Source organism: Abiotrophia defectiva ATCC 49176 (assembly GCF_037041345.1).
GTDB lineage: Bacteria > Bacillota > Bacilli > Lactobacillales > Aerococcaceae > Abiotrophia.
In genome coordinates this window covers 1614554-1638549 of record NZ_CP146287.1, presented here as the reverse complement: position 1 = coordinate 1638549, position 23996 = coordinate 1614554, and the positions used below count along the sequence as shown (strand labels likewise).

The 23996-nt window shown below is 48.3% G+C and carries 21 protein-coding genes; 18 read left to right on the top strand and 3 right to left on the bottom strand.

What is annotated here, in order from left to right:
* Positions 1-14 precede the first annotated feature (14 nt).
* The 5 genes from V7R82_RS07600 to V7R82_RS07580 are packed head-to-tail and all read left to right on the top strand — an operon-like array spanning position 15 to position 5942.
* Positions 15-1250, top strand: a complete 1236-nt coding sequence (locus tag V7R82_RS07600; RefSeq protein ID WP_070756493.1) for a CamS family sex pheromone protein — start codon at positions 15-17, stop codon at positions 1248-1250.
* Between the two features lie 59 nt (positions 1251-1309).
* On the top strand, positions 1310-1606 hold the full coding sequence (gatC, locus tag V7R82_RS07595; RefSeq protein WP_070756494.1) for an Asp-tRNA(Asn)/Glu-tRNA(Gln) amidotransferase subunit GatC: 297 nt from the start codon (positions 1310-1312) through the stop codon (positions 1604-1606).
* A 1-nt stretch (position 1607) separates the two neighbouring features.
* Positions 1608-3074 carry an Asp-tRNA(Asn)/Glu-tRNA(Gln) amidotransferase subunit GatA gene (gene gatA, locus V7R82_RS07590; protein WP_314389139.1) on the top strand — a complete coding sequence of 489 codons (1467 nt, stop codon included), beginning with the start codon at positions 1608-1610 and terminating at the stop codon, positions 3072-3074.
* A gap of 9 nt (positions 3075-3083) precedes the next feature.
* Positions 3084-4517: an Asp-tRNA(Asn)/Glu-tRNA(Gln) amidotransferase subunit GatB gene (gatB, locus tag V7R82_RS07585; protein ID WP_338542254.1), complete on the top strand. Its 1434-nt coding sequence runs from the start codon at positions 3084-3086 to the stop codon at positions 4515-4517.
* A 45-nt stretch (positions 4518-4562) separates the two neighbouring features.
* Positions 4563-5942, top strand: coding sequence for a L,D-transpeptidase family protein (locus tag V7R82_RS07580; protein ID WP_338542252.1), 1380 nt, complete (start codon positions 4563-4565; stop codon positions 5940-5942).
* A gap of 141 nt (positions 5943-6083) precedes the next feature.
* On the opposite strand, the gene V7R82_RS07575 is transcribed toward V7R82_RS07580, so the two are convergent.
* Both V7R82_RS07575 and V7R82_RS07570 read right to left on the bottom strand, forming a co-directional pair.
* Complete coding sequence (locus V7R82_RS07575; RefSeq protein WP_314393870.1) at positions 6084-7298, bottom strand: D-alanyl-D-alanine carboxypeptidase family protein; 1215 nt, start codon at positions 7296-7298, stop codon at positions 6084-6086.
* 99 nt (positions 7299-7397) lie between these two features.
* Entirely contained in the window at positions 7398-7697 is a 300-nt protein-coding gene (locus V7R82_RS07570; protein ID WP_306486068.1) for a hypothetical protein, read from the bottom strand.
* A 152-nt stretch (positions 7698-7849) separates the two neighbouring features.
* Here V7R82_RS07570 and V7R82_RS07565 point away from each other — a divergent pair, with 152 nt between their 5' ends.
* The 6 genes from V7R82_RS07565 (at position 7850) to V7R82_RS07540 (ending at position 15496) form a co-directional block, all read left to right on the top strand.
* A complete protein-coding gene (locus tag V7R82_RS07565) occupies positions 7850-8830 on the top strand; it encodes an aromatic acid exporter family protein (protein ID WP_338542248.1) in 981 nt (326 codons plus the stop codon).
* A gap of 361 nt (positions 8831-9191) precedes the next feature.
* A complete protein-coding gene (gene thrS, locus V7R82_RS07560; protein WP_338542246.1) occupies positions 9192-11135 on the top strand; it encodes a threonine--tRNA ligase in 1944 nt (647 codons plus the stop codon).
* A gap of 301 nt (positions 11136-11436) precedes the next feature.
* Entirely contained in the window at positions 11437-12669 is a 1233-nt protein-coding gene (locus V7R82_RS07555; RefSeq protein ID WP_338542244.1) for an O-antigen ligase family protein, read from the top strand.
* Between the two features lie 117 nt (positions 12670-12786).
* Positions 12787-13053 carry a co-chaperone GroES gene (locus V7R82_RS07550; RefSeq protein WP_070756503.1) on the top strand — a complete coding sequence of 89 codons (267 nt, stop codon included), beginning with the start codon at positions 12787-12789 and terminating at the stop codon, positions 13051-13053.
* 35 nt (positions 13054-13088) lie between these two features.
* A complete protein-coding gene (groL, locus tag V7R82_RS07545) occupies positions 13089-14708 on the top strand; it encodes a chaperonin GroEL (RefSeq protein ID WP_070756504.1) in 1620 nt (539 codons plus the stop codon).
* A 95-nt stretch (positions 14709-14803) separates the two neighbouring features.
* Positions 14804-15496 (top strand): DUF6796 family protein, encoded by a 693-nt coding sequence (locus V7R82_RS07540; RefSeq protein WP_070756505.1) that lies wholly within the window; start codon positions 14804-14806, stop codon positions 15494-15496.
* A gap of 33 nt (positions 15497-15529) precedes the next feature.
* Here V7R82_RS07540 and uvrC read toward each other — a convergent pair whose 3' ends face one another.
* The gene (gene uvrC / locus V7R82_RS07535; protein ID WP_070756506.1) at positions 15530-17353 is read right to left on the bottom strand and encodes an excinuclease ABC subunit UvrC; all 1824 of its coding nucleotides are present in this window, start codon (positions 17351-17353) and stop codon (positions 15530-15532) included.
* Between the two features lie 177 nt (positions 17354-17530).
* Here uvrC and V7R82_RS07530 point away from each other — a divergent pair, with 177 nt between their 5' ends.
* The 7 genes from V7R82_RS07530 to V7R82_RS07500 all read left to right on the top strand — a co-directional run bounded on the left by V7R82_RS07530 (position 17531) and on the right by V7R82_RS07500 (position 23687).
* Positions 17531-18301 (top strand): hypothetical protein, encoded by a 771-nt coding sequence (locus V7R82_RS07530; RefSeq protein ID WP_338542239.1) that lies wholly within the window; start codon positions 17531-17533, stop codon positions 18299-18301.
* 22 nt (positions 18302-18323) lie between these two features.
* Positions 18324-19475 carry an alpha/beta fold hydrolase gene (locus V7R82_RS07525; RefSeq protein WP_338542237.1) on the top strand — a complete coding sequence of 384 codons (1152 nt, stop codon included), beginning with the start codon at positions 18324-18326 and terminating at the stop codon, positions 19473-19475.
* Between the two features lie 40 nt (positions 19476-19515).
* A complete protein-coding gene (locus V7R82_RS07520; RefSeq protein ID WP_338542235.1) occupies positions 19516-20730 on the top strand; it encodes an acetyl-CoA C-acyltransferase in 1215 nt (404 codons plus the stop codon).
* A gap of 135 nt (positions 20731-20865) precedes the next feature.
* The gene (locus V7R82_RS07515) at positions 20866-21711 is read left to right on the top strand and encodes a DegV family protein (protein WP_338542234.1); all 846 of its coding nucleotides are present in this window, start codon (positions 20866-20868) and stop codon (positions 21709-21711) included.
* Positions 21712-21747: 36 nt separating this feature from the next.
* Positions 21748-22374 carry a hypothetical protein gene (locus V7R82_RS07510; protein WP_314393886.1) on the top strand — a complete coding sequence of 209 codons (627 nt, stop codon included), beginning with the start codon at positions 21748-21750 and terminating at the stop codon, positions 22372-22374.
* 140 nt (positions 22375-22514) lie between these two features.
* Entirely contained in the window at positions 22515-23051 is a 537-nt protein-coding gene (locus tag V7R82_RS07505) for a hypothetical protein (RefSeq protein WP_338542232.1), read from the top strand.
* A 132-nt stretch (positions 23052-23183) separates the two neighbouring features.
* The gene (locus tag V7R82_RS07500) at positions 23184-23687 is read left to right on the top strand and encodes a hypothetical protein (protein WP_338542231.1); all 504 of its coding nucleotides are present in this window, start codon (positions 23184-23186) and stop codon (positions 23685-23687) included.
* The last annotated feature ends 309 nt before the right edge of the window (positions 23688-23996 follow it).

Sequence of the window (23996 nt, the reverse complement as noted above, 5' to 3'; positions counted from 1 at the left end):
AAAGTGGTGAAAATATGAAAAATAAATGGCAGAAGGGACTGACCCTCGCGGCAGTCAGTCTGACCCTGGCAGGGTGTCTTAACAACCTAGAAGCCGAAAATACCAAAAAGCCAGTGGTAGGACCTAACCAGGTGGTGGTGCAGACCACTCAGAACCAGCTGTCTAGTGAGAACTATCGGGCAGTTATCAGCAATGGTCGCTACCAATTAGGGGTAGCCAGCAGCTCTGACAGCAACCTTAGTTCCGCCGGTAATATCCGTGCCTTTGAAGAAGGTCTCCTGCGGATTGCCAAAGGCGTCTTTCCAACCAACCAATATTTCCTGCAAGAAGGAACCTTGATTAATCTGGAGACTATGACTCGTTGGACGGGCCGTGAATCAGATGATAATCCTGAAGGGCTTAACCCTCGTTTGCCGGACGATGCTGAGCAACAACGTAAGGCTGAAAGCACCATTTCGGCGCAAAGTAGTGAGTCAAGCCAGGAGGAATCGTCTAGTGCAGAATCTAGCTCCAATGACCAGGTGATTACGGACGCGGCTGCAACGCCAATTTACCTGGCCCAAATCATGGAAAAAGACATTATGGTCGAAACCAACGATGGCTACTCTCTATCTGGGATTGTCATCGGTTTGGCCATGAATAGTGAATACCAATATACCGACTCCAATAACGTGGTGCACCGTCAGGAAATCTCGATCGGGGAAATGCGGGAGCGGGGTAAAGCCTACGCCAACACCATCGTGGGTCGTTTGCGGGCAACCCCTGAATTGCGTTCTGTGCCAATTTCTGTGGCCATTTTCAGTCAAGCCCCTGCCAATAATGTGGTGGGTGGGACCTTCGTCTTAGATGGAATTTCCCGTGAGGGGAATGCCGTAACCGATTGGACCGAGCATAACGAAAGCCGGGCTCTCCTGCCATTTGTAGGGACCAACCAAGGTAGTAACGATCAATACCCAGGTTTTGAAGAATTCCGGACCAAGGTCAGCGACTTCTTCCCTAAACTTAATGGGATTACGGCTGAAGCCCTCAATATCAACGGCAGCCTAGCTTCTCTTAAGATTAATATCGTGACCCAGTTCTATGATTTAACGGAGATTACCGCTCTGACCCAGCATGTGACGGATGTCGCCCAGAATACCTTCCCTGAAGGACTGGATCTACAAGTGCGGATTGAGTCATCAGAAGGGACCGAAGCTGTTATTACCAAGCCGGCGGGTAGCAACCAGTATCAATCGCAAATTCTAAAATAAGGTCCGCTCGTGCCTCTATCAACCAGCAAATAAAGTCAGTATCAGAAAGGAAGAATCGCATGGTCCAACCAGCCGATATCAAACACGTCGCCAAATTGGCGAAACTCTCATTCGATGACAGCAAGATTGATGCCTTTACCGAGGAATTCAATGCTATTATCGACTTTGTTGAGCAACTCGAACAAGTGGATACCCAAGGGGTCGCACCGACGTACCATGGCAACCAACTCCTCAATGTCTTCCGTGAAGACAAGGCCCAAGCAGGCGTTGAGCGGGAGCAATTATTAGCTAATGTTAAAACTAGCAAGGATGGCTTCATTCAAGTACCAGCCATCATGGAAAGTGAGGAAGCCTAAGATGACCCAATATCCAACGACAATCTTAGCCATGAAAGCAGGCTTAGCAGCCGGTAAATTTACATCTCAAGACTTGGTGCGGGCGGCTTTCGAACGTATTGAAGCGACAGATGCACAAGTGGCAGCTTTCTTGGCCCTCAACAAAGACTTGGCCCTAGAAGCCGCAGCTCAAGCGGATGCACGTGGCTATGGGGCGGATGCGCCAATCCTTAACGGGATTCCGATCGGGGTTAAAGATAATATCGTAACCAAGGGCTTGGTAACCACTGCTGCCAGCCGCATGCTGGAAGACTTCGTGCCAACTTATGATGCGACGGTCGTAGAAAAACTCCACCAAGCCGGTGCCATCATTGTAGGAAAACTCAACATGGACGAGTTTGCCATGGGGGCTAGCTGTGAACGCTCGGCCTTCAAGACGACGCGTAACCCTTGGGACTTGAATCGCGTACCAGGTGGGTCATCTGGTGGTTCTGCGGCAGCCGTAGCAGCTCGCCAAGTGCCAGCCAGCTTAGGGACCGACACTGGGGGGAGTATCCGCCAACCGGCTGCCTTTACTGGTTTAGTGGGGATGAAGCCAACCTACGGTTCGGTTTCTCGTTATGGCCTTATCGCCTTTGGTTCTAGTTTAGACCAAATTGGGCCAATGACCTTAACGGTTGCTGATAACGCCTTGGTCTTAGAAGCCATTGCTGGCCACGATGCTAAGGATTCAACTTCCTTGCCTGAAATTGATACTAACTATAGTGCGAAGATTGGCCAACCGTTAGCTGGCCTGAAGATTGGTTTCCCAGTGGATTATCGCTCAGAAGCCATCAACCAAGAAATTCGCGAGCGCATGGACCAAGCCGCTGCCTACTTCGAAAGCCAAGGAGCAGAAATCGTGGAGATTTCCTTGCCACACTCTAAGTACGGGATCAATGTCTACTATATTATTGCCTCTTCAGAAGCCTCTTCTAACTTACAACGCTTTGACGGGATTCGCTATGGCTACCGTTCGCAAAGCGCGCAAACCCTGGAAGAAGTCTATGTGCAATCACGGACGGAAGGTTTCGGGCCAGAAGTACAACGCCGGATTATGTTAGGGACCTTCAGCTTGAGCTCAGGTTACTATGATGCCTACTTCAAGAAGGCAGCCCAAGTTCGGACCTTGATTATCCAAGACTTCGAGCAAGCCTTCCAAGCCTGTGATGTTATTATGGGGCCTGCGACCACCTCAACTGCCTTTGAAATCGGGGGCCGGATCCAAGACCCAATCGAAATGTATGTGGCTGACCTCTTAACCGTGCCAGCTAACTTGGCCGGGCTACCAGCCTTGTCAGTACCAGCAGGTTTAGACCAGGCCGGACTTCCTATCGGCTTGCAACTCATGGCTAAGCCATTGGATGAAGCGACCATCTATCAAGTGGCTGCAAATTTCGAAGCCGGACATGACTATGTCAACCAATCCCCACGGGCAGCCGTAGAATAGGAGACCGCTATGAATTTTGAAACGATTATCGGACTTGAAGTCCACGTGGAATTGAAGACTGATTCCAAGATGTTCAGCCCATCGCCTGCACATTTCGGGGCCGAACCTAACACCAACACCAACGAAATCGACTGGGGTTACCCTGGTGTCTTGCCAGTAGTTAACAAACGGGCCATTGAATTTGGTATGCGGGCAGCTTTAGCGCTCAACTGCCAAATCGCGCCTGAAATGAAGTTCGACCGTAAGAACTACTTCTACCCAGATAACCCTAAGGCCTACCAAATTTCTCAATTTGATACGCCAATCGGGTCAAATGGTTACATTGACATTGAAGTCGATGGCCAAACCAAGCGTATTCGCATCGAGCGTCTGCACTTGGAAGAAGATGCGGGTAAGAACACCCACGCTAGTGATGGCTATTCTTATGTCGACCTTAACCGTCAAGGGACTCCTCTGATTGAGATTGTCTCTGAAGCGGATATTCGCTCGCCGGAAGAAGCCTATGCATACCTGGAAGCTTTGCGTGAGAAAATCATGTATACGGAAGTTTCTGACGTTAAGATGGAAGAAGGGTCTATGCGTTGTGACGCCAACATTTCCCTCCGTCCTTATGGCCAGGAAGCCTTCGGGACCAAGACCGAGCTCAAGAACCTCAACTCCTTCAACTTCGTTAAGAAGGGCTTGGCTTACGAAGAGAAGCGTCAAGCTCAAGTGCTCTTAGCAGGTGGTAAGATTGGGCAAGAAACTCGTCGTTACGATGAAACGACTGGTAAGACCTTGCTCATGCGGGTTAAGGAAGGGTCTGCTGACTACCGCTACTTCCCTGAACCAGACCTACCATGGATTACCATTGCACCTGAATGGGTAGAAGCTGTAAAATCTACCATTCCTGAAATGCCAGATAGCCGTCGGGCACGCTATATCAAGGAATTCGGACTACCTGCCTATGACGCCATGGTCTTAACCTTGACCAAGGAAATGTCTGATTTCTTCCAGGCAACCGTAGCCGAAGGGGCAGATCCTAAACAAGCCTCTAACTGGCTCATGGGCGAAGTATCGGCTTACTTGAACAGTGCTAAGACCACCTTGTCTGGGACTCAATTGACGCCACACAACCTAGCGCAAATGATTCGCTTGATTGAATCAGGGACCATTTCTTCTAAGATTGCTAAGCAACTCTTCAAGATCCTGGTGACTGAGGGTGGCGAGGCGGATGTCATTGTGCAAGAGCGTGGCATGGCCCAAATTAGCGACCCAGCGCAAATTCAAGCTATCATTGACCAAGTCTTGGAGGCCAACCAAGCCTCTGTCGAAGACTATCGTAACGGGAAAGACCGTGCTGTTGGCTTCTTAGTTGGTCAAATTATGAAGGTATCTAAAGGGCAAGCCAACCCACAAGTCGTCAACCAATTGTTGATTAAGACTTTACAAACTTTCATCTAACCGTATAATAGAGAGTAACGATAATTTTAGATAGGGGATTTGCCAATGAAACGCTTTTTGAAATACAGCATGATTCTTCTGGGTTTATTAGCAGTAGCCTACATCGGGGGCTTGATCTTCTTCCTAGATCGCTTTACCTTCGGTAGCTACTTTGGAGATATTCCGCTCATGGGCTTAACTCAAGCCCAAGCCCAAGAGAAGATTGCTGAAGAACTTGGCAAGCGTCAAATTAACTTGCAAGAGAATGGGAAGACCACTGCCCAAGTAACTTTGGCTGAATTATCACCAAGTTATGACTTGGATAAGGCTGTGGGTCAACTCTTCAATCAGCAAGATCCAGTTATGTGGCCATTGAGTTTTGGTAGCCACCAAGATGTTAAGGTGGACTCCAACATGGTCCATGTAGATAAAACCAAAGCAGCTCAAGTCCTAGCAGCCAAAGGCATTGATAACAGCCAACGTCAGGCGGCGACAGATGCTAGCATCGAATATACAGAAGCAGATGGCTATCAAGTCAAGTCAGATGTGACAGGGACTCAGGTTGATACAGATAGCTTGGCCCAAGATATGTTGGTCGCTGCGACACAAGAAAAGACAAGTGTGGATGTCAGCCAAGCCTATGCTAAGGCAACTATCCAAGCAGATAGCGACACCATGAAGTCCGCGATTGGCTTAATCAAGCAGTATAGTGAGAACCCAATCGTTCTTCAGATTGCCGGCGATGATGTTCAAATTCCGACCAAGACCATTGAATCTTGGATGCACTTTGACGAGAATAACCAAGTCAGCTTCGATCGCGAGCTTATCAAGGCTTACGTTCAAGAATTGAATGAAAAATACTCTACTTATAATAAGACGCGTGAATTCAAGTCTACCTTGCGCGGGACAGTTGAAGTTCCACCAGGCATTATGGGTTGGGGTATTGAAGTGGACCAGGAAGTCGACAAGATTGAGCAAGAGCTGCTAGCACACCAACCAGTTAAGCGTGAACCTGTCGTTAACTCGACTGGTGGCGTGCCTAACGCCAAGGATGATATCGGCCCAACCTACGTGGAAGTCGATATCGCCAACCAAACCATGTTCCTCTATAAGGACCATAAGAAAATTTTAGAGGCACCTGTTGTCACAGGTCAACCAGCAGCTGAAACGGTTCCTGGGGCAGGGGCTATCATTGAAAAATTGGCTGGGACCCGACTCAAGGGTTACAACCAGTTCTATCGAGTAGACTACTCTGTACCGGTTAACTACTGGATGCGTTTCGACGATAAGGCCCAAGGGATTCATGACGCCCCATGGCAAAGCCAATTTGGTGGCGAAGTCTGGACCCATAGTGGTTCATTGGGCTGTGTTAACTCACCACTAGACGCAGCTGCAACCATCTACGAGAACGTAGAATACGGGACACCTGTTATCGTCTTTAATTAATAGCAAAAAACGAGACCGGTAGGTCTCGTTTTTTTAGGTCTTGAGGTAAAAACAAACTTCCCATTATATCATATATGATATAATGGGAAGTTTTCTTAGTTAGAAAAACCGGCTGAGAACTAGTCTCAGCCGGTATAAGTCTTAGTTAAAGATCCCAAAGATACTACGCATAAAGTTAGTAAATGGGTTGTTGCGGCGGTTAGGGAGATTCTCAACGTTTTCTTCCTTGCTGCCTGCTGCTTGAGCCTTGCTTGCAGCTTCTTCTGCAGCGGCTTTGGCTGCTTGAGCTTCCTTCTCTGCTTGAGTTGGCAGGAGGTTGGTAGCCAAGCCTTCTAATTGATAGAGTTCAGGGTGCTTGTTCAAGCCGTCCAAGAGAATCTTGGTTTCTTCATAAGAAGAGTAAGGTTCTTGAACCCCCATAACAACGGCAATCATCTTACGGCCATTTTCAGTCGTGGTAGTGACGAAGCATTTGCCAGCTTCATCCGTATAACCTGATTTCAGACCCGTCACGCCTGGACGGCCATATTGAGCCCCTTCAAGGAGCAAGTTGTTGTTGGCCATTTTAATTGGATGGTCGCTGTCTTTGGCCATGGTGTATTCACGGGCAGAAGACAGTTCTAGGATTTGTGGGTATTTTTCAGTGATGTATTGGGCCATCAGGGCAACATCAGCTGCAGACATTTTGTTCTGGCTGTCCTTGGTTGACCCTTCAATCCAGTAGCTTTCTGGTAGGTACTTGTTAGGCGCCCCAGAAGTGGTGTAGAACTCATAGTTCTCAATGCCCCATTCATCTAGTTGGCGACGAATGGCAGCAACAGCTTCTTGTTCAGAACCGTAGATGTGAGACATCAAAAGGGTAGTCGCATCGTTACCAGATGCTAACATAATCCCGTATAAGAGGTCTTGGACGGTGTATTCTGCATCGGTCACTAGGCCAGCATTAGATAATTCCGCATTGTCGGTGAAATCACGGACAATGGATTCAGGTGTCTTAATCTTATCATCTAGTTTAATTTTGCCTTCCTCGATGGCTTTGTAGGTCAAGTAAACTGACATAATTTTGGACATAGAAGCAATTGGATAAGGCTTATTCCCTTCACGTTCCATCAAGACCTTGTGGGTATCTTGGTCAATCACGACATAAGAACGGGTATCTTCGGTTAGGCTATTTAATTCTTCAGGGTAGCCACTCGGCATGGTGAAGCTAGATGCTTGGCTGGCTTGAGTTTGGCTAAAATCCTTAGTTAAGTCTGGGGTTTTCTTTAGCTCTTGGGCCATAATAGGGCTAGCTAAACCTAGTAGGGTAGTGCTCGCTAGAGTGACTAAAACGAGCTTAGTATGTAACTTGGTCATCGAGTCTAATCCTCCTGTTATTTGGACCTATAGTCATTGTATCAGAAAAAAGAAGCATATGCCAATAAATTTAGCCCATATTTCCTATTAGATAGGCAATTAGAAGAGTTCTTCCGGGGCTATACCGGCTTCCAAGGCAGTCAGATTGGCTGGATCCAGGTGAATGAGGGCCTGGATTTGGCCTTGCCCATCCAAACCTAGGACGGCTAAACCGTCTTGGCTCCCTTCAAAGTCAAGTTGGGCTTGCCAACCGGCCTGGCTCATGTAGGCCATAAGCGCTTGGGACCAGTATTGACGACGGGCCAAGTAGCGCTCGACTTCTTGTCGGGGAATCCAGTAATTGTCAATCAGCACAGTGGCTGCTAGGCGAAATCCCTTGATAAGATGAGGGTTAGGCATGGATATGGCTCCTTTTCGGGGTGTACCTTCATAGTATAGCTAATAATTGCGAATATTTTGTGAAGATAGCTAAAATACTAGTGGGGATTGTTATTTTTCGGCTCAGATGGTATAACAATAGAAGAAAAAGATAAGTGAAGGGAGGGGGCGCCATGTCCCTGCCATTACGAACTGCTAAATATACTCTGGCTGTCTTAGCGGCGGCGCTGACCGCTCAGGCGCTGGGGCTCTTGAATCCGATGACAGCGGGGGTCATTGCCCTTTTGAGCTTGTCGGATACGCGACGGACCACACTTAAGTTGGCTCAAGAGCGTCTAGTGTCCATGGTATTGGCCTTGGCTCTGGCTTGGTTGCTCTTTGCTGGTCTGGGCTTCAACATGCTTAGTCTAGCCCTCTTCCTGATCATCTATGTACCCCTCAGCTATCGGCTCCAGCTCATGTCGGGTCTAGTGGCTAGCACGGTCCTCGTCACCCAACTCTTAGCTTGGCAGTCGTTAGCTGCCTCTTATTGGCTCAATCAAGTGGGGCTCTTTGCCATTGGGGCAGGGCTGGCCCTAGCCTTTAATAGCTATATGCCTTCCAAAGAAGACCTGATTCTGGCCCACAGGGCGCGCATCGAAGAACAGTTACGCCAGTTGCTTTTGACTATTCATGATTCTTTGCGCCAGCCCCAAACCAGACGGGGCGCAGACTTAGCTGCCATAGAGACCCTTAATCAGGAACTAGAAGCAGCCCTGACCACGGTCTTGACTGAGCGAGATAACCGACTCTTCAGACAGACCAATTATGATGTCCACTATGTCGAAATGCGTCAGGCTCAGGCCCAACTTTTGGAGCAGATGATGACCACCTTACCTGACTGCTTCTTAGAGAGCGAAGAAAGCAAGGTCTTGGCCGGTATTTTTTATCTGACGGCTAGCCAGTTGGAAACGGCCAATCCAGGTACCTATCTTATGGCCGATATCCAGGCCTTGCTAGCTTATTATCGGGAGCGACCTTTGCCAGTCAGCCGGCAGGAATTCGAGAATCGGGCCCGACTCTTCCAACTCTTGAATGACCTGAGTCGCTTTATCGCTCTTAAGGTAGCCTTCTACCAGACCTATGCCCAAGATTGGCAGGCGGAACAGGATTAGGGCTTGAATTCTTCAAGCAAAAGTGGTATAACATATCTAGAATCTTAATCGAGAGTGAAGCCATGAGTGGCTAGTCGCGTTGACAAGAGAGGGATGGGTTGGTGCAACATCCTGGCGCTATAGTTGCTTACCTCTTCACTGATTCTTGGCCTAAGGGCACTAACTAGCCTGTTAAGTCAAGACGGTCGCTCCCGTTACCAGCACCAAGAGGCTTTTGCCAGTGGCAGAAGCAAATTTGGGTGGAACCACGTTATCAACGTCCCATTGACTCTGTGTCGCAATACCAGAGTCAATGGGATTTTTTATTTCCAATGATTAAGACTGTCGACCAAGCACTATTATCCAATGAGGAGGAACTATTATGTCTCAAATCGCCTTAACTTTCCCAGACGGCAGTGTCCGTCACTATGACAAGGGTGTCACTGTCGATCAAGTGGCCGCTAGCATCGGCTCTTCTTTAGCCAAAGCAACCTTAGCCGGTAAATTCCAAGGTCAATTAGTTGACCACGACCGGCCCTTGGAAGCTGACGGGACCATTGAAATCATCACCGACAAGAGCCCGGAAGCCTTAGAAATTATGCGCCACTCAACCGCACACTTGATGGCTCACGCCTTAACTCGCCTCTATCCTGGTATTCATTTTGGGGTGGGGCCTGCTATTGAATCAGGCTTCTACTACGATACTGACAAGGAAGTTCAATTAACTGAAGACGACCTACCTGCAGTTGAGAAGGAAATGAAGAAAATTATCAGCCAGAACTACCCGATTGTAAGACGGGAAGTATCTCGCGCTGAAGCCTTGGAACTCTTCAAGCACGACCCTTATAAGGTCGAATTGATCACAGACCTACCAGCAGATGAAGTCATCACTGTCTACCAACAAGAAGACTTTACTGACCTCTGCCGTGGGATTCATGTTCCATCAACAGGCAAGATTAAGGTCTTCAAGCTGCTAAGCTTGGCTGGGGCTTACTGGCGTGGGAACTCTGGCAACAAGATGATGCAACGGGTTTACGGGACGGCCTTCTTCAAGCAAGCTGACCTAGATGAATTCTTGCGTCTACGCCAAGAAGCGAAGGAACGTGACCACCGTAAATTAGGGAAAGAACTGGGTATCTTCATGGTGTCCAAGGAAGTAGGATCTGGTTTACCATTCTGGTTACCAAAAGGGGCAACCATCCGTCGTGTGATCGAACGTTATATCATGGACAAGGAAATCAGCTTGGGCTATGACCACGTTTATACCCCAATCATGGCTAAGGTAGACCTCTATCAAACATCTGGCCACTGGGCTCACTACAAGGACGACATGTTCCCACCAATGGACATGGGCGACGGCGAAATGCTAGTCTTGCGGCCAATGAACTGCCCACACCACATGATGATTTATAAGAATGACATCCATTCCTACCGCGAATTGCCAATCCGGATTGCGGAATTAGGCATGATGCACCGTTATGAGAAATCAGGGGCCCTATCTGGTCTGCAACGGGTTCGTGAAATGACCCTGAACGACGCTCATATCTTCGTGCGTCCTGACCAAATCAAGGAAGAATTTATTCGCGTGCTAGACTTGATTAAGGCGGTTTACCATGACTTTGGGATTACAGACTACCGCTTCCGTCTCAGCTACCGTGACCCAGAAAACAAAGAGAAATACTTTGACGACGATGCGATGTGGGAAAAGGCGCAAGCTATGCTTAAGGAAGCCATGGATGAGTTGGGCTTAGACTACTTCGAAGCCATCGGGGAAGCGGCCTTCTACGGTCCTAAATTGGACATCCAGTTCAAGACTGCCATTGGCTTGGAAGAAACCATGTCCACTATTCAGTTGGACTTCCTCTTGCCAGAACGCTTCGACCTGACTTATGTTGGGGAAGATGGTCAAGATAACCACCGTCCAGTGGTCATCCACCGTGGGGTTGTGTCGACCATGGAACGTTTTGTGGCTTACTTAATTGAAGAGTACAAGGGAGCCTTCCCAACTTGGTTGGCACCTGTTCAAGTGGCCCTCTTGCCAGTTAGCCTAGAGGCTCACAGTGACCGCGTTCAAGAAATCTATGAAGACTTGAAGGCCAAAGGTTTCCGTGTGGATATGGACTTGCGTAATGAGAAGTTGGGTTATAAGATTCGTTCCGCTCAAACAGCGAAGATTCCTTACCAAATTGTTATTGGGGACCAAGAAGTATCTGAAGGCACGGTTAACGTCCGCCACTACGGTTCTGCCAAGTCAGAAAGCTACATCTATGACGACTTTGTTCGCCTCTTAAGCGAGGACGTCGCTAACAAGAGCCGTCTTAACTAATAGGTATTGAATAAATAGAAAAGGGCTAGATCCTGCCTGTCGTCCTTGGGGGCGAGGCAGAATCTAGCCTTTTGGCTTTTATCACAGGAAAGCCAAACACAACTTGTGTCTGATAGAGCACGTAAATTTGCTGGCTCATACCCTATCTATCAATAGATAGATTGATAGATAGGGTGGCAGATGCAACTAGAAGAGACCATGCTAAAGACAGACTTTGCTTATGGCATGATTGGAAATTTCCGGCCAAATAGGGTAAAATAAGAAGGTAATAATTGACCCTGATCAACGAGGAGTAGCTTATATGGAAACTACTGAAAGCAAGCAGGCGACACGGCCAACGTTCCGCGATCTAATGTCGCAGCCTGCAGTCATTATGACTTATGTAAGTATCTTAATTCTTTTTCCTTTTTATATTAGTGTGCCAGCGGCGGTAATAGCCGTGGGCTTGATTTTCTGGAAGTACCGGCGACGTTTATGGAAGATTGCCCTAGGAACAGGCTGGTTCGGTGCGGGCGCGATTTTTAGCTTTATCATAGCCTTTGCCAACCGCAACCAGTACGGCATCTGGGCAGCCATTGGCTTTATCCTGGTTTGGACCTTCTTTCGGATTTATCGTAGTTTTGTAACACCAGACCTACTGATAAAAATGCTCAATATCATTGGCTTAGGTAGCATTGGAACTAGTCTCTATGCTATCTATCACTACCAAGTCTTTATTGCTAGTCATGGTCTTCCCCTGGACTATATTGTGCGGGATCCTAACCCCCAACACCGGGCCATGTCAACCCTCTTTAATGCCAACTATTATGGGCTCTTCTGTATTTTTGCCCTCTTGGTGGGGGCCTACCTCTTTGTCAAGGCAGGCACTAAGAAGGCCAAGGTCTGGTATGGTCTCAGCATGGTCTTGAATGTGGTCGGCATCTTACTGACCGCCTCTCGCATGGCCTTGCCGGCCCTAGTGGTGGGGTCTATCACCTTTGTCTTCTTCATTAACCGTCGCCTGGTCTTATGGCTAGGTGGGATTGGGTTAGCCGGAGCCTGCTTGGTCTTCTTCTTCCCAGAACTCCTGGCGCGCTTTACCTCGGCTTCCTTCTCTCATAGCTTAGAAGAGCGGGAAATGATTTGGCGGGCGGCCTGGGGCATCTTCACCGATTATCCTTTAACAGGGCGGGGACCTATGTCCTACTTCAGTTTCTTCTATCTCTATGGTGGTAAGGGACAACCTCACGCCCATCAGATTTTCCTAGAGTTCCTCTCTTCTTATGGTCTCTATGGGACGGCAATCTACTTGATTGGGACGGTTGGCTACTTCCGTGAACGGGTGGCCCTCTGGTTCAAACCAGAAGTTCAAGCTGAGATTGGGCTAGTGACCGCCATGATTGTCACCGTCTTGGTCCATGGCCTCAGTGACGTTGCGGTCATGTGGTTACAGACTGGCTATATCTTCCTCTTCATTGTGACTTGTCCAGTAGCAGTTTGGGAAGCCTTAGCTTCTTATCGGTCAGAAGACGGCTATCTAAAAATTAAATCATAAGTTTCAAAAAGCAAGTGCCTATCACTTGCTTTTTTGACTATTTTAGACTATTATAAAGGAGTGGTTAGCACTTGAGGTGTTTGAGTGCTAAGTTTCAGAATGAATGGAGGAAATCCCATGTTAAAACCATTAGGCAAACGACTGGTAATTGAAGTAGCCCCAGCAGAAGAAAAAAGCCTTGGAGGCTTGATCTTATCTAGCGCCGCCCAAGAAAAACAAGAGACCGGGACGGTCCTAGCAGTCAGCAAGGAAGTAGCAAGCGCTGGCGAAGTCGCAGTCGGCGACCGTGTTGTCTTTGAATCTTATGCAGGCGTGACCGTTAAGCAAGACGGCCAAGAATATTTAGTAATTGAATTAGACCATGTCTTGGCAGTTTTAGGCTAAGCACAAGGCAGAGAATAGAAAAGGAGTGACTCTTGATGGCAAAAGAATTGAAATTCTCAGAAGACGCTCGCGCAGCTCTCTTGCGCGGGGTAGATATTTTAGCAAACACAGTGAAAACAACCTTAGGGCCTAAGGGCCGTAATGTGGTCTTAGACAAGACCTTTGGCTCCCCTTTGATTACCAATGATGGGGTAACCATCGCACGTGAAATCGAATTAGAAGACCGCTTCGAAAACATGGGGGCGCAATTGGTGCTGGAAGTGGCTAGCAAGACCAATGATGTAGCGGGTGACGGAACCACGACGGCAACTGTCTTGACCCAAGCTATTGCCAACGAAGGCATGAAGAACGTGACGGCTGGGGCTAACCCAGTTGGCATCCGTCGCGGGATTGACAAGGCTACTAAGGCAGCAGTTGAAGCTTTGCAAGCCTTATCTCAACCAGTTTTATCCAAAGAAGCCATTGCCCAAGTAGCCGCTGTCTCTTCTGGCGACCCAGCCATTGGTGACTTGATTGCGGACGCGATGGAACGTGTTGGCAACGACGGTGTCATCACCATTGAAGAATCTAAGTCTATCGAGACGGAATTATCAGTAGTCGAAGGGATGCAATTTGATCGAGGTTATCTCTCTCAATACATGGTAACCGATAATGAGAAGATGGTTGCTGAATTGGAGAATCCTGTTATCTTCGTGACCGACCGCAAGATTACCAACATCCAAGATGTTTTACCACTCTTGGAAGGCATTATGCAATCTGGTCGTCCGCTCCTTATTATTGCGGAAGATGTAGACGGCGAAGCCTTGCCAACCTTAGTCCTTAACAAGTTGCGTGGGACCTTGAACGTGGTGGCCGTTAAGGCGCCTGGTTTTGGGGACCGTCGTAAGGCCATGTTGGAAGACATCGCAGTCTTGACCGGGGCAACCGTTGTCTCTGAAGAATTAGGCTTTGAACTGAAGGATGCGACCGTAGAACATCTAGGTCATGCCGGTAAAGTAACGGTAACTAAGGACTCTACCACTATCGTAGAAGGGGCTGGCAACAAGCAAGCCATCGCAGACCGTATTGCGGTCATTCGCGCCCAAGCAGAAGAAAGCACCTCAAGCTTCGACAAGGAAAAACTCCAAGAACGTTTAGCTAAATTGTCAGGTGGGGTAGCCGTTATTAAAGTAGGGGCAGCTACTGAAACTGAGCAAAAAGAACGCAAACTCCGCATCGAAGACGCCCTCAACGCGACTCGCGCGGCCGTAGAAGAAGGGATCGTGCCTGGTGGGGGTACTGCCTTGGTTAACGTTCAAGAAATCGTGGCAGCAGTTGAAGCTGAAGGCGACGAAGCAACTGGGGTTAAGATTGTAGCTCGTGCTTTGGAAGAACCAGTTCGTCAGATTGCAGCTAACGCTGGTAAGGAAGGCTCTGTCATTGTGGACACCCTCCGTCGCTCTGAAAAAGGTGTAGGTTATAACGCCGCAACTGATGTCTTTGAGAACATGATTGAAGCAGGGATTGTGGACCCAACCAAGGTAACCCGTTCTGCCCTTCAAAATGCAGCCTCTGTAGCAGCCTTGCTCTTAACGACAGAAGCCGTTGTAGCAGACATTCCAAAGGAAAGCCCTGATATGCCAGCCGGAATGGGCGGCATGCCAGGTATGATGTAATAAATTTGGCTGAGACCTTGGTCTCAGCCTTTTTGTTATATAAAAGGCTGAGGGTGTGCTAGACTGAGAGTAACAAGTGTGGAGGAGGGATTTTGATGACCCTAGTGCAGGCTTCATTTTTGGCAGGTCTTTTTGGGGCTCTGGCCTGGTTGGTGGGCGATATATTACTAGTAGGTTTTGCGCCGGTGACTGAAGAAGACTTGGTCCGCTACCAAGCAGGGGGTGTGACCAATTTACGCCTGGCTCTTTATATGAGATCAGGGACCGACCGTCGTTTACGCTGGGGTGTTTGGCTGGCCCAATTTTCTATTTGGCTACCGCTTCTAAGTCTCTATGGCCTCTGGCAAATGGCCCAACCAGTAAGGGGCTTGGCCTGGGCGGGACTGCTTTGTCTCCTGATCGGCTTCAGCCTGTCCCCTTTGGCTCATGGGGCTTTCTATGTGCTAGCCATTCTAGGCAAGGCTTATTGTCAGGATTACGCAGAAGCGGGAAAGGCCAATAAATTTTTGGTAGAGGCGCTTAATCAGGCCAATCACTTACTCAATGTGACCTGGCTGTCGGCCATTGTAATAACCTACTTGGGTTGGGCTCTGTATGGCCTGGCCATTGTGACTGGGCAGACCCAGTGGCCGACTTACTTTCTATTAGCCACCCCGCTGGTGACCACACCAATCTGGCTGGGCCTTAGCCATTATGTCATCCGCCGGTGGACGCCCCTCTTTAATGGTGCTGCCCTTAACTTAGCCTGGGTTAGTTTTTACGTCCTGGCTTTATGGCTAGTCACTTAAAATCATAGTATGCAAAAAGGACTGAGCTTAGGCTCAGTCCTTTTGTTTGCTTAGATAGGCAATAATCCGTTCAGCCAATTCAGCCCTTACACCAAGCTTGGCATAGTCCTCGATAGAGGCTTCTTTCATAGCCTTGAGGGACTTGAAGTGTTTGAGCAACTTGGTGCGGGTCACCTTACCTACACCCGGAATGGCGTCTAACTTAGAGGCGAATTGTTGCTTGCTCCGTACTTGACGGTGGTAGGAAATAGCGTAGCGGTGAACTTCTTCTTGGATTCTTTGGATATAGTGGAAGACAGGCGACTGGCGGTCTAGCTCTACCAACTCCTCGCTATAGCCATTCAGGAGGGAAGCGGTCCGGTGTTTGTCGTCTTTGACCATGCCAGCGACAGGAATAGAGAGGCCTAGTTCCTCTTCAATCACCTGGCGGGCTGCCCGGACCTGGACCTTGCCCCCATCCATCAAAATCAGATTAGGCAGGGGCTGTTCCTCACGCAGTAAGCGCGAATAACGACGGCGAATGACCTCTTGGGTGTGGGCAAATTCATTGGTTTGGTTAGATTCCTTGATTTTAAACTTACGGTAGCTCTTGCGGTCAGGCTTGCCTTCTTTGTAAACTACCATACCCGACACCAGGCCAGTCCCTGAAATGTTGGAGTGGTCGAAGGCTTCGATATGATAGGCCAGAGGGATACCCAAGGCTGCCGCCAGGTCTTCGCTGACACCACGAGTTTGTTGGGCTTGGATGTCCAAGAGGTTGAGGCGTTCATTGAGAGCCAGCTGGCTGTTCTTAGCGCAAAGGTCCAACATGGATTTTTTCTTACCTCGCTGTGGCGTGCTGATAGGGACTGAAATCACTTGCGATAACAAGTCCTTGTCAACATCCTCAGGGACCAAGATAGCCTTAGGAAGTAAGTGGTTTTCTTCCTGATAGAAGCGGGCGATAAAGGTCGTCAACTCCTCGTCGGGGTCCGTGTAAGCAGGGTAGATGGCAGCCTCACGTTTGAGGATGCTACCTTGTCTGAGCATGAAGACCTGGATGGAAATCCAGCCCCGTTGGAAGTCATAGGCGAAGACATCTGTGTTGTCGTAGTCCTGGCTCATGATAATCTGACGCTCGATAGTGGTCTCAATGTATTGGAGTTGGTCCCGGTAATCGGCGGCCTGTTCGAAGTCCAGACGCTCGGCGGCTGCCTGCATTTTGTCCTTGAGCTGAGTCATAATGGGTTGGATATCGCCGTTGAAAAATTGCTTAATCTTCTGAATCTGTTGCTGGTACATGTCCTTGGTGACTTCATGATCGCAAGGACCAATGCACTGACCTAGATGATAATAGAAGCAAGCCCGTTTCTCATTTTTACCACAACGACGAAGGGGATAGACCCGATGTAAGAGTTGCTGGGTTTGGGTGGCTGCCCCCACATTAGGGAAGGGGCCAAAGTAGAGACCGCCGTCCTTGGTCACATTGGATGTGATGATGAGTTGGGGATGGCGTTCCTTGGTGATTTTAAGGTAGGGATACATGGTCCCTTCCTTGAGCCGAATATTATAAGGCGGCTTATATTGCTGAATTAGATTGATTTCCAGCAAGAGTGCTTCCTTATTACTGTTGGTGATGATGGTCTCGAAGTGGTCGATTTCTGACACTAGTTTGGTAGTTTTGGTATCGTGAGCGCCACGGAAATAGGAGCGCACCCGGTTCTTAAGGTTCTTGGCCTTGCCGACATAGAGAATCTGATCGGCCGCATCTTTCATGAGATAGCAACCGGGTAAATCTGGCAAGAGCTTGAGCTTGGCTTCAATTCGTTCTTGAACCTTGGCCCGTTCTTGGGCGGTCTGGGACTGGGCATCCGTCATGGGGGTCCTCCTTCCTTTAATCTAGGGGCAGGGAGCCCCGTCTACTCTACACATTATACGCGTTTTTAGGACTTGGGACAAATGTCCTGTTCAAATCTTAAGAAAGGGTAAATCTCAGTCATCAAGATTGAAATCTCTGTCAGAATTGCCTAAGATGGTAGAAGAAGGAGACTGACCATGAAAAAAAGATCTACGACCCCTTTGAAGATAGCAGCGATTATTGTCGTCCTCTGCCTGGCCCTCTTTGCCAGACGGGATATGATTCAGGCTGTCTGGCAGGATAATAGCCTCAGCCGCCCGCAAGCCATGCTGACTATCGCCCAAAAATTATTGAATATTCCACAAAATAAGCCTCAGGATAATCAGTCCCATGTCATTCAATCTGGGGCCAACCAAGAACCCCATCAAGTAGCAGCCAATGTGGCGGCTAGTCCTATATATCAGAAGGCCGCCCGCACAGCCCAAGCCTTCAATCAGGGTTTGGATTTGAATGGCCTGAATCAGGCCTTTGTCAATCAAGTTAACCAACACCGGAGCCAACTCGGTTGGCCAGAGATTCAGGTCGGCCACCAACTTGCTACAGGGAGTCAAACTCGGGTTCGTCAATTATCTGATTACTATTACTTGAGTAGCCGGACCATAGATGGGCAAGATTTTCGGACGGCGCATCCAGCAATTGAGGATGCCAATTCCAGATTAGGGGAATCCACCTTTGAGCTCTACATTGCGGCGGATGACGTCCACCTAGATACTTGGCGCCAGCACCCTGACATTCTGGCCGACTATCTCTATAAGGCCTTTGCCAAAATGGAAGGCCAGGAGACAAGTGCCTATATTGCTAGTCAATATGTGACCCTCTACGCCCAGCCTAGTGACCAATTAATCGGCGATGTGGCCTACGTGCGTTTGGTGGCAGTTGTCACCTCCGATACACTTACTAGTCCTTAATTCAACTTGAAGGAGCCCCACCATGACCTCACCTTTTGCTTATCTATTGCCCAGTCTAGTTGGCCTGGGGCTAGCGACTTGGACCTATGGCCAGGTCTACCAGCGTCGACATGGCCTCAAGCCAAGTAATGATCGCGAGCAAGTCTTCGACGTCACCCGCTGGCAGGCTCAGGCTAGCACTCAGCATGCCTGGCTATCGCAAGCCCAGTTCGATCAAGAAATGACAGACTGGGTTCAGCCTTATCTGGCCCAACATGGTCAGTCAGATATGATTACCTTAGAAGACGGCCAGACTTTAGACTTTGATTTCTATCCTCATGCTGAGGCTCAGGCTACTCTCCTAATCATCCATGGTCTCAATGAGTTCAAGGAAAAATTTCGGGAGTTAACCTACTACTGGCACCAAGAAGGCTGTCAGGTCATTGCAGTGGACCTAAGAGGGCATGGCGCCAGTGGTCCTTATGGTCCCAAATCCAGCGTTCATAGCCAAAGTTTTGATCAATATGCTGAGGACCTAGCTAGCCTTTTGGACTATTTAGGCAAGCAAGGAAAAATCCAAGGCCCCTTAGTCCTATTCGGCCACTCCATGGGTGGAGCGGTCGCGACTCGTCTTTGCCAACTCTATCCCGGCTTAGCTCAAGGGCTCATCCTTTCCTCGCCTATGCTGGCAATCGATACGGGCAAGATTCCTTTTGCCTATGCCCATCTACTGAGTCGAGCCGTCACTTGTTTAGGTGGTGGCAAAGCTTATGCTCCGCGTCAGGGGGCCTTTGATCCTGAACGTCATAGCCAGTATCCCCGCCAGAATCGCTGGACCACTCAATATGAACGTGGCCAGTATTTCCATCATTGGCACCTAGCCAACCATCCGCTTCCTAGCTGGGGCGCTACTTGGTCTTGGTTAGCAACTAGTCTAGCTAGCTCGCGCAAAATTTTGTCTCGTCAAGGCCTTGGCCAGCTCACTTTGCCAGTCCTAGTCTGGCGGGCGGAGCTTGACGACCATGTTTTAGCTAGTGGCATTCATGGCTTGACGTCGAGTCTAGCTCAAGCCCAAGCCTACTGTGTGCCGGGGCGTAAGCATGAATTGTATTTGGAGGATGATGCTTTCATTCAAGCTTATGTCACCTGTATTCGTCATTTTGTTGCCAGTCTTGCGCCAGCAAGCGACCATTGATTTAATCCTTCGTTGAACTTTGAACTAAAGGGAGTTACTTATGACACGCGTATATATTACAGAAGTTAAGCGCTCGGCCATTGGTCGCTATCTTGGCGCCTTATCCAATCTCAGTCCGCTAGACTTGGGCAGCCAAGTTCTCCGGGCAGTGCTAGAATCAGACCAAGTGCCAGTGGAAGCCATTGAAGAAGTGATCGTTGGGAATGTCTTATCGGCTGGCCATGGTCAAAACTTGGCCCGTCAAATCGCGCTAGAGGCAGGACTAGCGATGACGACCCCAGCCTACACCGTCAATATGGTCTGTGGGAGTGGCTTGAAGGCAGTCTATGAAGGCTATACCAAGATTAAAGCCGGTGAGAACCAAGCCCTGATCGTTGGGGGCGTGGAAAGTATGAGCCAGGCCGCCTTCGTCTTAGATGGCAAATCTCGCAAGGGCATGGCTTATGGTGGCAGTCCTCTAGTAGATAGCCTCTATCGGGATGGCTTGTCTGATGCCTTTGGGGGCTATGCTATGGGTGTGACGGCTGAGAATTTAGCTCAGCAATATGACATTAGTCGCCAAGCTCAAGATGCTTATGCTTATCAGTCTCAAGTCAAGGCTCAATCGGCTCAACAAGCAGGCCTCTTTGACCAGGAAATTGTGGCTGTGGCAGAAGTCGACCGCAAGGGCAATCGTCAAGTGATAGATCGAGATGAGTATATTAACTATAAAACCAGCCCTGAGAAATTAGCTGGTTTGCGTCCTGCCTTCCAGAAAGAGGGGACGGTAACAGCCGGTAATGCGTCAGGTATTAACGATGGCGCAGCCTTTCTCTGCTTGGTGAGTCAAGAAATCGTAGACCGCTACCGCTTGACGCCACTGGCTGAAGTTCTAGGTTTTGGTCAGGCAGGGGTTGACCCTAGCCTTATGGGGATTGGTCCTGTAGGGGCTATTGAGCAGGTTTTAGAGCGTACTAGCGTGCCTTTTGAAGCAGTTGACCGCTTCGAACTCAATGAGGCTTTTGCGGTTCAAGCACTGGCTGTTTCACATGATTTAGTCGCCCATCACGGGGTGTCAGCTGGTTGGCTAGCCGAGCGCACCAATGTTCATGGTGGCGCCATTGCCTTAGGTCATCCTATTGGGGCTTCAGGAGTCCGAGTCTTAGCGACGCTCTGCCATGAGTTAGTTCGTTCTGAGAGTCAATATGGCCTTGCCTCCCTTTGTATTGGTGGGGGCATGGGGATTGCTGCCCTAGTTAAACGATATCAGGCATAGTTGCTTATAGAGAGGCTGGAAAGTGCTAGCCCCTAAAGATCCTAAAAATAAAAAGAGAGTCCCACGCGTGATTTTGTTTGCAAGTTGCCGTGGGCTTTTATATACTTAGGGAGAAGACAGAGGGAGGAATTACCTATGAAATGGAAGTTAGTAGCCGATTCAGGCGCAACTATCTCGCCGGGCCTGTTTGCAGGGACGGATGTCGCTTTTGAATTAGTACCTTTAATGATTAATATTGGCACTCAGGTATATGTGGATGATGCCAACTTAGATATGGCAACTTTTGTAAGGGATATGCAAGACAGCAAGGAGGCCTCTTCGACTGCTTGTCCGTCTCCTCAAGCTTATGCCAATGCCTTCGAAGGAGCCGAAAATGTCATCTGCTTTACCATCTCAAGTGGCTTATCAGGTTCTTATAATAGCGCCCAGCTTGGTCGCAATATGGCTTTGGAAGAAAACCCATTGGCTAATATCTATATCTTTGACTGCTTGTCTGCTGGGACAGAGAACGATCTCTTGATTGCTAAGGGTTTGGAGTTAGTAAAATCTGGTTTGGATTTTGACCAAGTGGTAGCTAGCCTGAAGGATTATCACCAGAAGACGGATGTGGTCTTCATCTTAGAATCAGTAGATAACTTGGTCAAAGCCGGCCGTGTCAACCGTCTAGTCGGTGGTATGATTGGCCTCTTGGGCATCCGTTTGATTGGGGTTCGTACAGCTGAAGGTAAGATTGAGATTGGGGCCAAGTCTAAGGGGAGCAAACGGGCTGTGAAAGCAACCGTAGAAGAAATGCTCAAGCACGGTTACCAAGGTGGTAAAGTGGCGATTTCTCATAGCGACAATCCAGAAGTGGTTGAAGCGGTGAGTGCTTTGCTGCGTGAACACTATCCTCAGGCTCAAATTGAGGTAGTGGATTTTAATGGGCTCTGCACATTCTATGCCCAGTACCACGGGCTCATTATTGGCTTCGAGAAAGCCTAAGAAGTGTAAAAATTTAAAAGAAAGCAGGGTGTCGGTATGTTTATTGGGAAGTTGCACCGCTCCAATGTGGTGTTATTAGCAGGTTTGTTTTTTGCAGCGACAGGGATCGGGTTCGCCTTTCATCGTGAACTACAGTACGCCCTTGTTTCCTTGATTATTGCCTCCATCATCGACTTGTTCGTCGGAGGCTTCATGAATCAATTCCAGTCTTCGGTGGCGGAGGCTGCCTTCGCCAAGGAGCTCAAGACCTTGAGTAGTTTCCTCATTTATGGCGTCCTCCCGGGCGTCTATCTGATGGCGGTAACCAATGCGGGCGCCTTTAGTCTCATTGTCTTCGCACTTTACATCTTGGCAGTCGGAATTCGCCTGGCCTACTTCAACCAAGCGGCCGAATTCCAAGATCCAGTGGACAAGCGCCACAGCGTCGGCTTGCCACTAGAACTAGGCGTCTTCGCGATTCAGGTCGTGTCCTTAGTAGGCTTCCTGCTCCCGCTGACTGTCTTCCAAATCTTCCTGATGTTGGTCTACGCGCTCCTAGCGGTAGCCTTCGTCTACAAGCTGAAGATTCCGCGCCTACCAAGCCAATGGTTATTCTACATGGTGGGCGTCCAAGTGGTCCTCTGCATCCTGTGGGTATTCCTGGGAAATTTCATTAAAGGCTAAACAACGAGAGGCTAGGGCGTGCGTCCTAGCTTTTTTCGGGGCGCAGATTGTATAATTAAGTGCAACACCGAAAAAGGAAGATCGCAAGAATAAGTGCGGCAACCCAAATCATTGCTTAAAATGACTCATGGGAGAAAGATATGAAATCAAAATGGAAGTTATTTATAATTGTATGTATAGTTACCGTTGTAGGACTTTTTGCATGGACGAAAGTGTCAGACAACTTATCAACTTATAGCGTATACTATGCAAGGTACATCGAAGGAAGATACTCGCCTTTGCAAGAAGCAATGCGAAACTTTAATCAAATCGAGCATCCTGAACTTGATAATTATAAGTACAAGAGAGATAATTTAAGCGGGGATTGGGAATTTACCACGGTGTATAATGGAGCCAAAATTCGTTATATCGTAATTGCGGACAGTAGACAACTCTATTATAATGATGAGGCCATCCACTACTCGCTAACTCCTTTGGGTCAAGTTGAGTATATACCTGTAGATACTCCCTTATTAACTAGTCTGAGACATGACATTTCAGATGAGGAGCAAATATTCGTAGATGAAGCACTTGCTACAATTTTTGAACCTATCATTCAAGCACAGCCTGCTCCAGATTGGAATCTTCAATGGCTCTATAATTTGCTGAATCAGAAAAGTAGCTGGAGCAATACATAGAAAGGTAAACTCTGTAGTAAGCAGCTACAATAAGCTGTTGGTTGCGCTATATATTAAGCGTCCTATTGGCAAGGTAACAAATTATATTAAACGATGGTTAATAAGGTAGGGATAAGGGTGAAGAGAAAAAGAATGTTGATTATCATCTTCTCGGTCTTACTGATGCTGGCACTCTTATTTGTTAAGGGGAGACTGGAATTGAATCTTAAGAAATATGCACCCTATTACGCACAAAACGTTGAAGGGCGGTTCTCACCAGAGTGGGAGGCTTTGAGGTTTATGTTATATAGGGACTCCCGTCAGATACCAGGGTATCACTTTAAGCAAGATACATTGACTAGTAACATAAGGTTTAGAGTTAATAGTCGTGGGAGTGATATTACATTTGCAATTTATGGTGACGAAGGCACAGAGATTAATCTTACTTATCATAATGTTATGTATGCCTTAAGTGCTGAGGGGAGAATAGAGTATATATTTAGCAAGCGTTGTGATTGCAGAGTAAGCCCTTCTGAAGAAGACCAAACACTCATCAATGAGATTATCGAAGAAATTGGGGCTCCTCTAGTAGACGCACAACCTGCTCCAGACTGGAATCTTCAATGGCTCTATAATCTGCTGAATCAGAAGGGGTGAGAATACCTTGAAAATAAAATAAGTCTTACTCCCCTTCAATGCTTTCTTTTTGGTGTTTTCAATTGGAAATTTCCTAATCTTAAGAGACACTATCGAGGCGCTAGAAATAGCCCTGAGCATCCCGTCGCCCATTATGTTAGCAAGTTTGGGTAGCCATTGGCCGCTTCGTATTTATCTTGGCAGTATGCTGATTTTGACGGTCCTAGGAATTATACTATCCCTATGGAGTCTTCGTGGCCAGAAGACCACACTGGAGAAGTGGGTGGTGGGAGGTACCTTGTTTGGATATATTGCCCTATTAGGACTCCC

Coding starts and splice junctions, on each gene's coding strand:
- V7R82_RS07510 (WP_314393886.1), top strand. CDS start 21,748: ATGTTTATTGGGAAGTTGCACCGCTCCAATGTGGTGTTATTAGCAGGT.
- groL (WP_070756504.1), top strand. CDS start 13,089: ATGGCAAAAGAATTGAAATTCTCAGAAGACGCTCGCGCAGCTCTCTTG.
- V7R82_RS07540 (WP_070756505.1), top strand. CDS start 14,804: ATGACCCTAGTGCAGGCTTCATTTTTGGCAGGTCTTTTTGGGGCTCTG.
- V7R82_RS07530 (WP_338542239.1), top strand. CDS start 17,531: ATGAAAAAAAGATCTACGACCCCTTTGAAGATAGCAGCGATTATTGTC.
- V7R82_RS07520 (WP_338542235.1), top strand. CDS start 19,516: ATGACACGCGTATATATTACAGAAGTTAAGCGCTCGGCCATTGGTCGC.
- V7R82_RS07565 (WP_338542248.1), top strand. CDS start 7,850: ATGTCCCTGCCATTACGAACTGCTAAATATACTCTGGCTGTCTTAGCG.
- gatA (WP_314389139.1), top strand. CDS start 1,608: ATGACCCAATATCCAACGACAATCTTAGCCATGAAAGCAGGCTTAGCA.
- V7R82_RS07570 (WP_306486068.1), bottom strand. CDS start 7,697: ATGCCTAACCCTCATCTTATCAAGGGATTTCGCCTAGCAGCCACTGTG.
- V7R82_RS07600 (WP_070756493.1), top strand. CDS start 15: ATGAAAAATAAATGGCAGAAGGGACTGACCCTCGCGGCAGTCAGTCTG.
- uvrC (WP_070756506.1), bottom strand. CDS start 17,353: ATGACGGATGCCCAGTCCCAGACCGCCCAAGAACGGGCCAAGGTTCAA.
- V7R82_RS07515 (WP_338542234.1), top strand. CDS start 20,866: ATGAAATGGAAGTTAGTAGCCGATTCAGGCGCAACTATCTCGCCGGGC.
- thrS (WP_338542246.1), top strand. CDS start 9,192: ATGTCTCAAATCGCCTTAACTTTCCCAGACGGCAGTGTCCGTCACTAT.
- V7R82_RS07500 (WP_338542231.1), top strand. CDS start 23,184: ATGTTGATTATCATCTTCTCGGTCTTACTGATGCTGGCACTCTTATTT.
- V7R82_RS07505 (WP_338542232.1), top strand. CDS start 22,515: ATGAAATCAAAATGGAAGTTATTTATAATTGTATGTATAGTTACCGTT.
- V7R82_RS07555 (WP_338542244.1), top strand. CDS start 11,437: ATGGAAACTACTGAAAGCAAGCAGGCGACACGGCCAACGTTCCGCGAT.
- V7R82_RS07580 (WP_338542252.1), top strand. CDS start 4,563: ATGAAACGCTTTTTGAAATACAGCATGATTCTTCTGGGTTTATTAGCA.
- V7R82_RS07525 (WP_338542237.1), top strand. CDS start 18,324: ATGACCTCACCTTTTGCTTATCTATTGCCCAGTCTAGTTGGCCTGGGG.
- V7R82_RS07575 (WP_314393870.1), bottom strand. CDS start 7,298: ATGACCAAGTTACATACTAAGCTCGTTTTAGTCACTCTAGCGAGCACT.
- V7R82_RS07550 (WP_070756503.1), top strand. CDS start 12,787: ATGTTAAAACCATTAGGCAAACGACTGGTAATTGAAGTAGCCCCAGCA.
- gatB (WP_338542254.1), top strand. CDS start 3,084: ATGAATTTTGAAACGATTATCGGACTTGAAGTCCACGTGGAATTGAAG.
- gatC (WP_070756494.1), top strand. CDS start 1,310: ATGGTCCAACCAGCCGATATCAAACACGTCGCCAAATTGGCGAAACTC.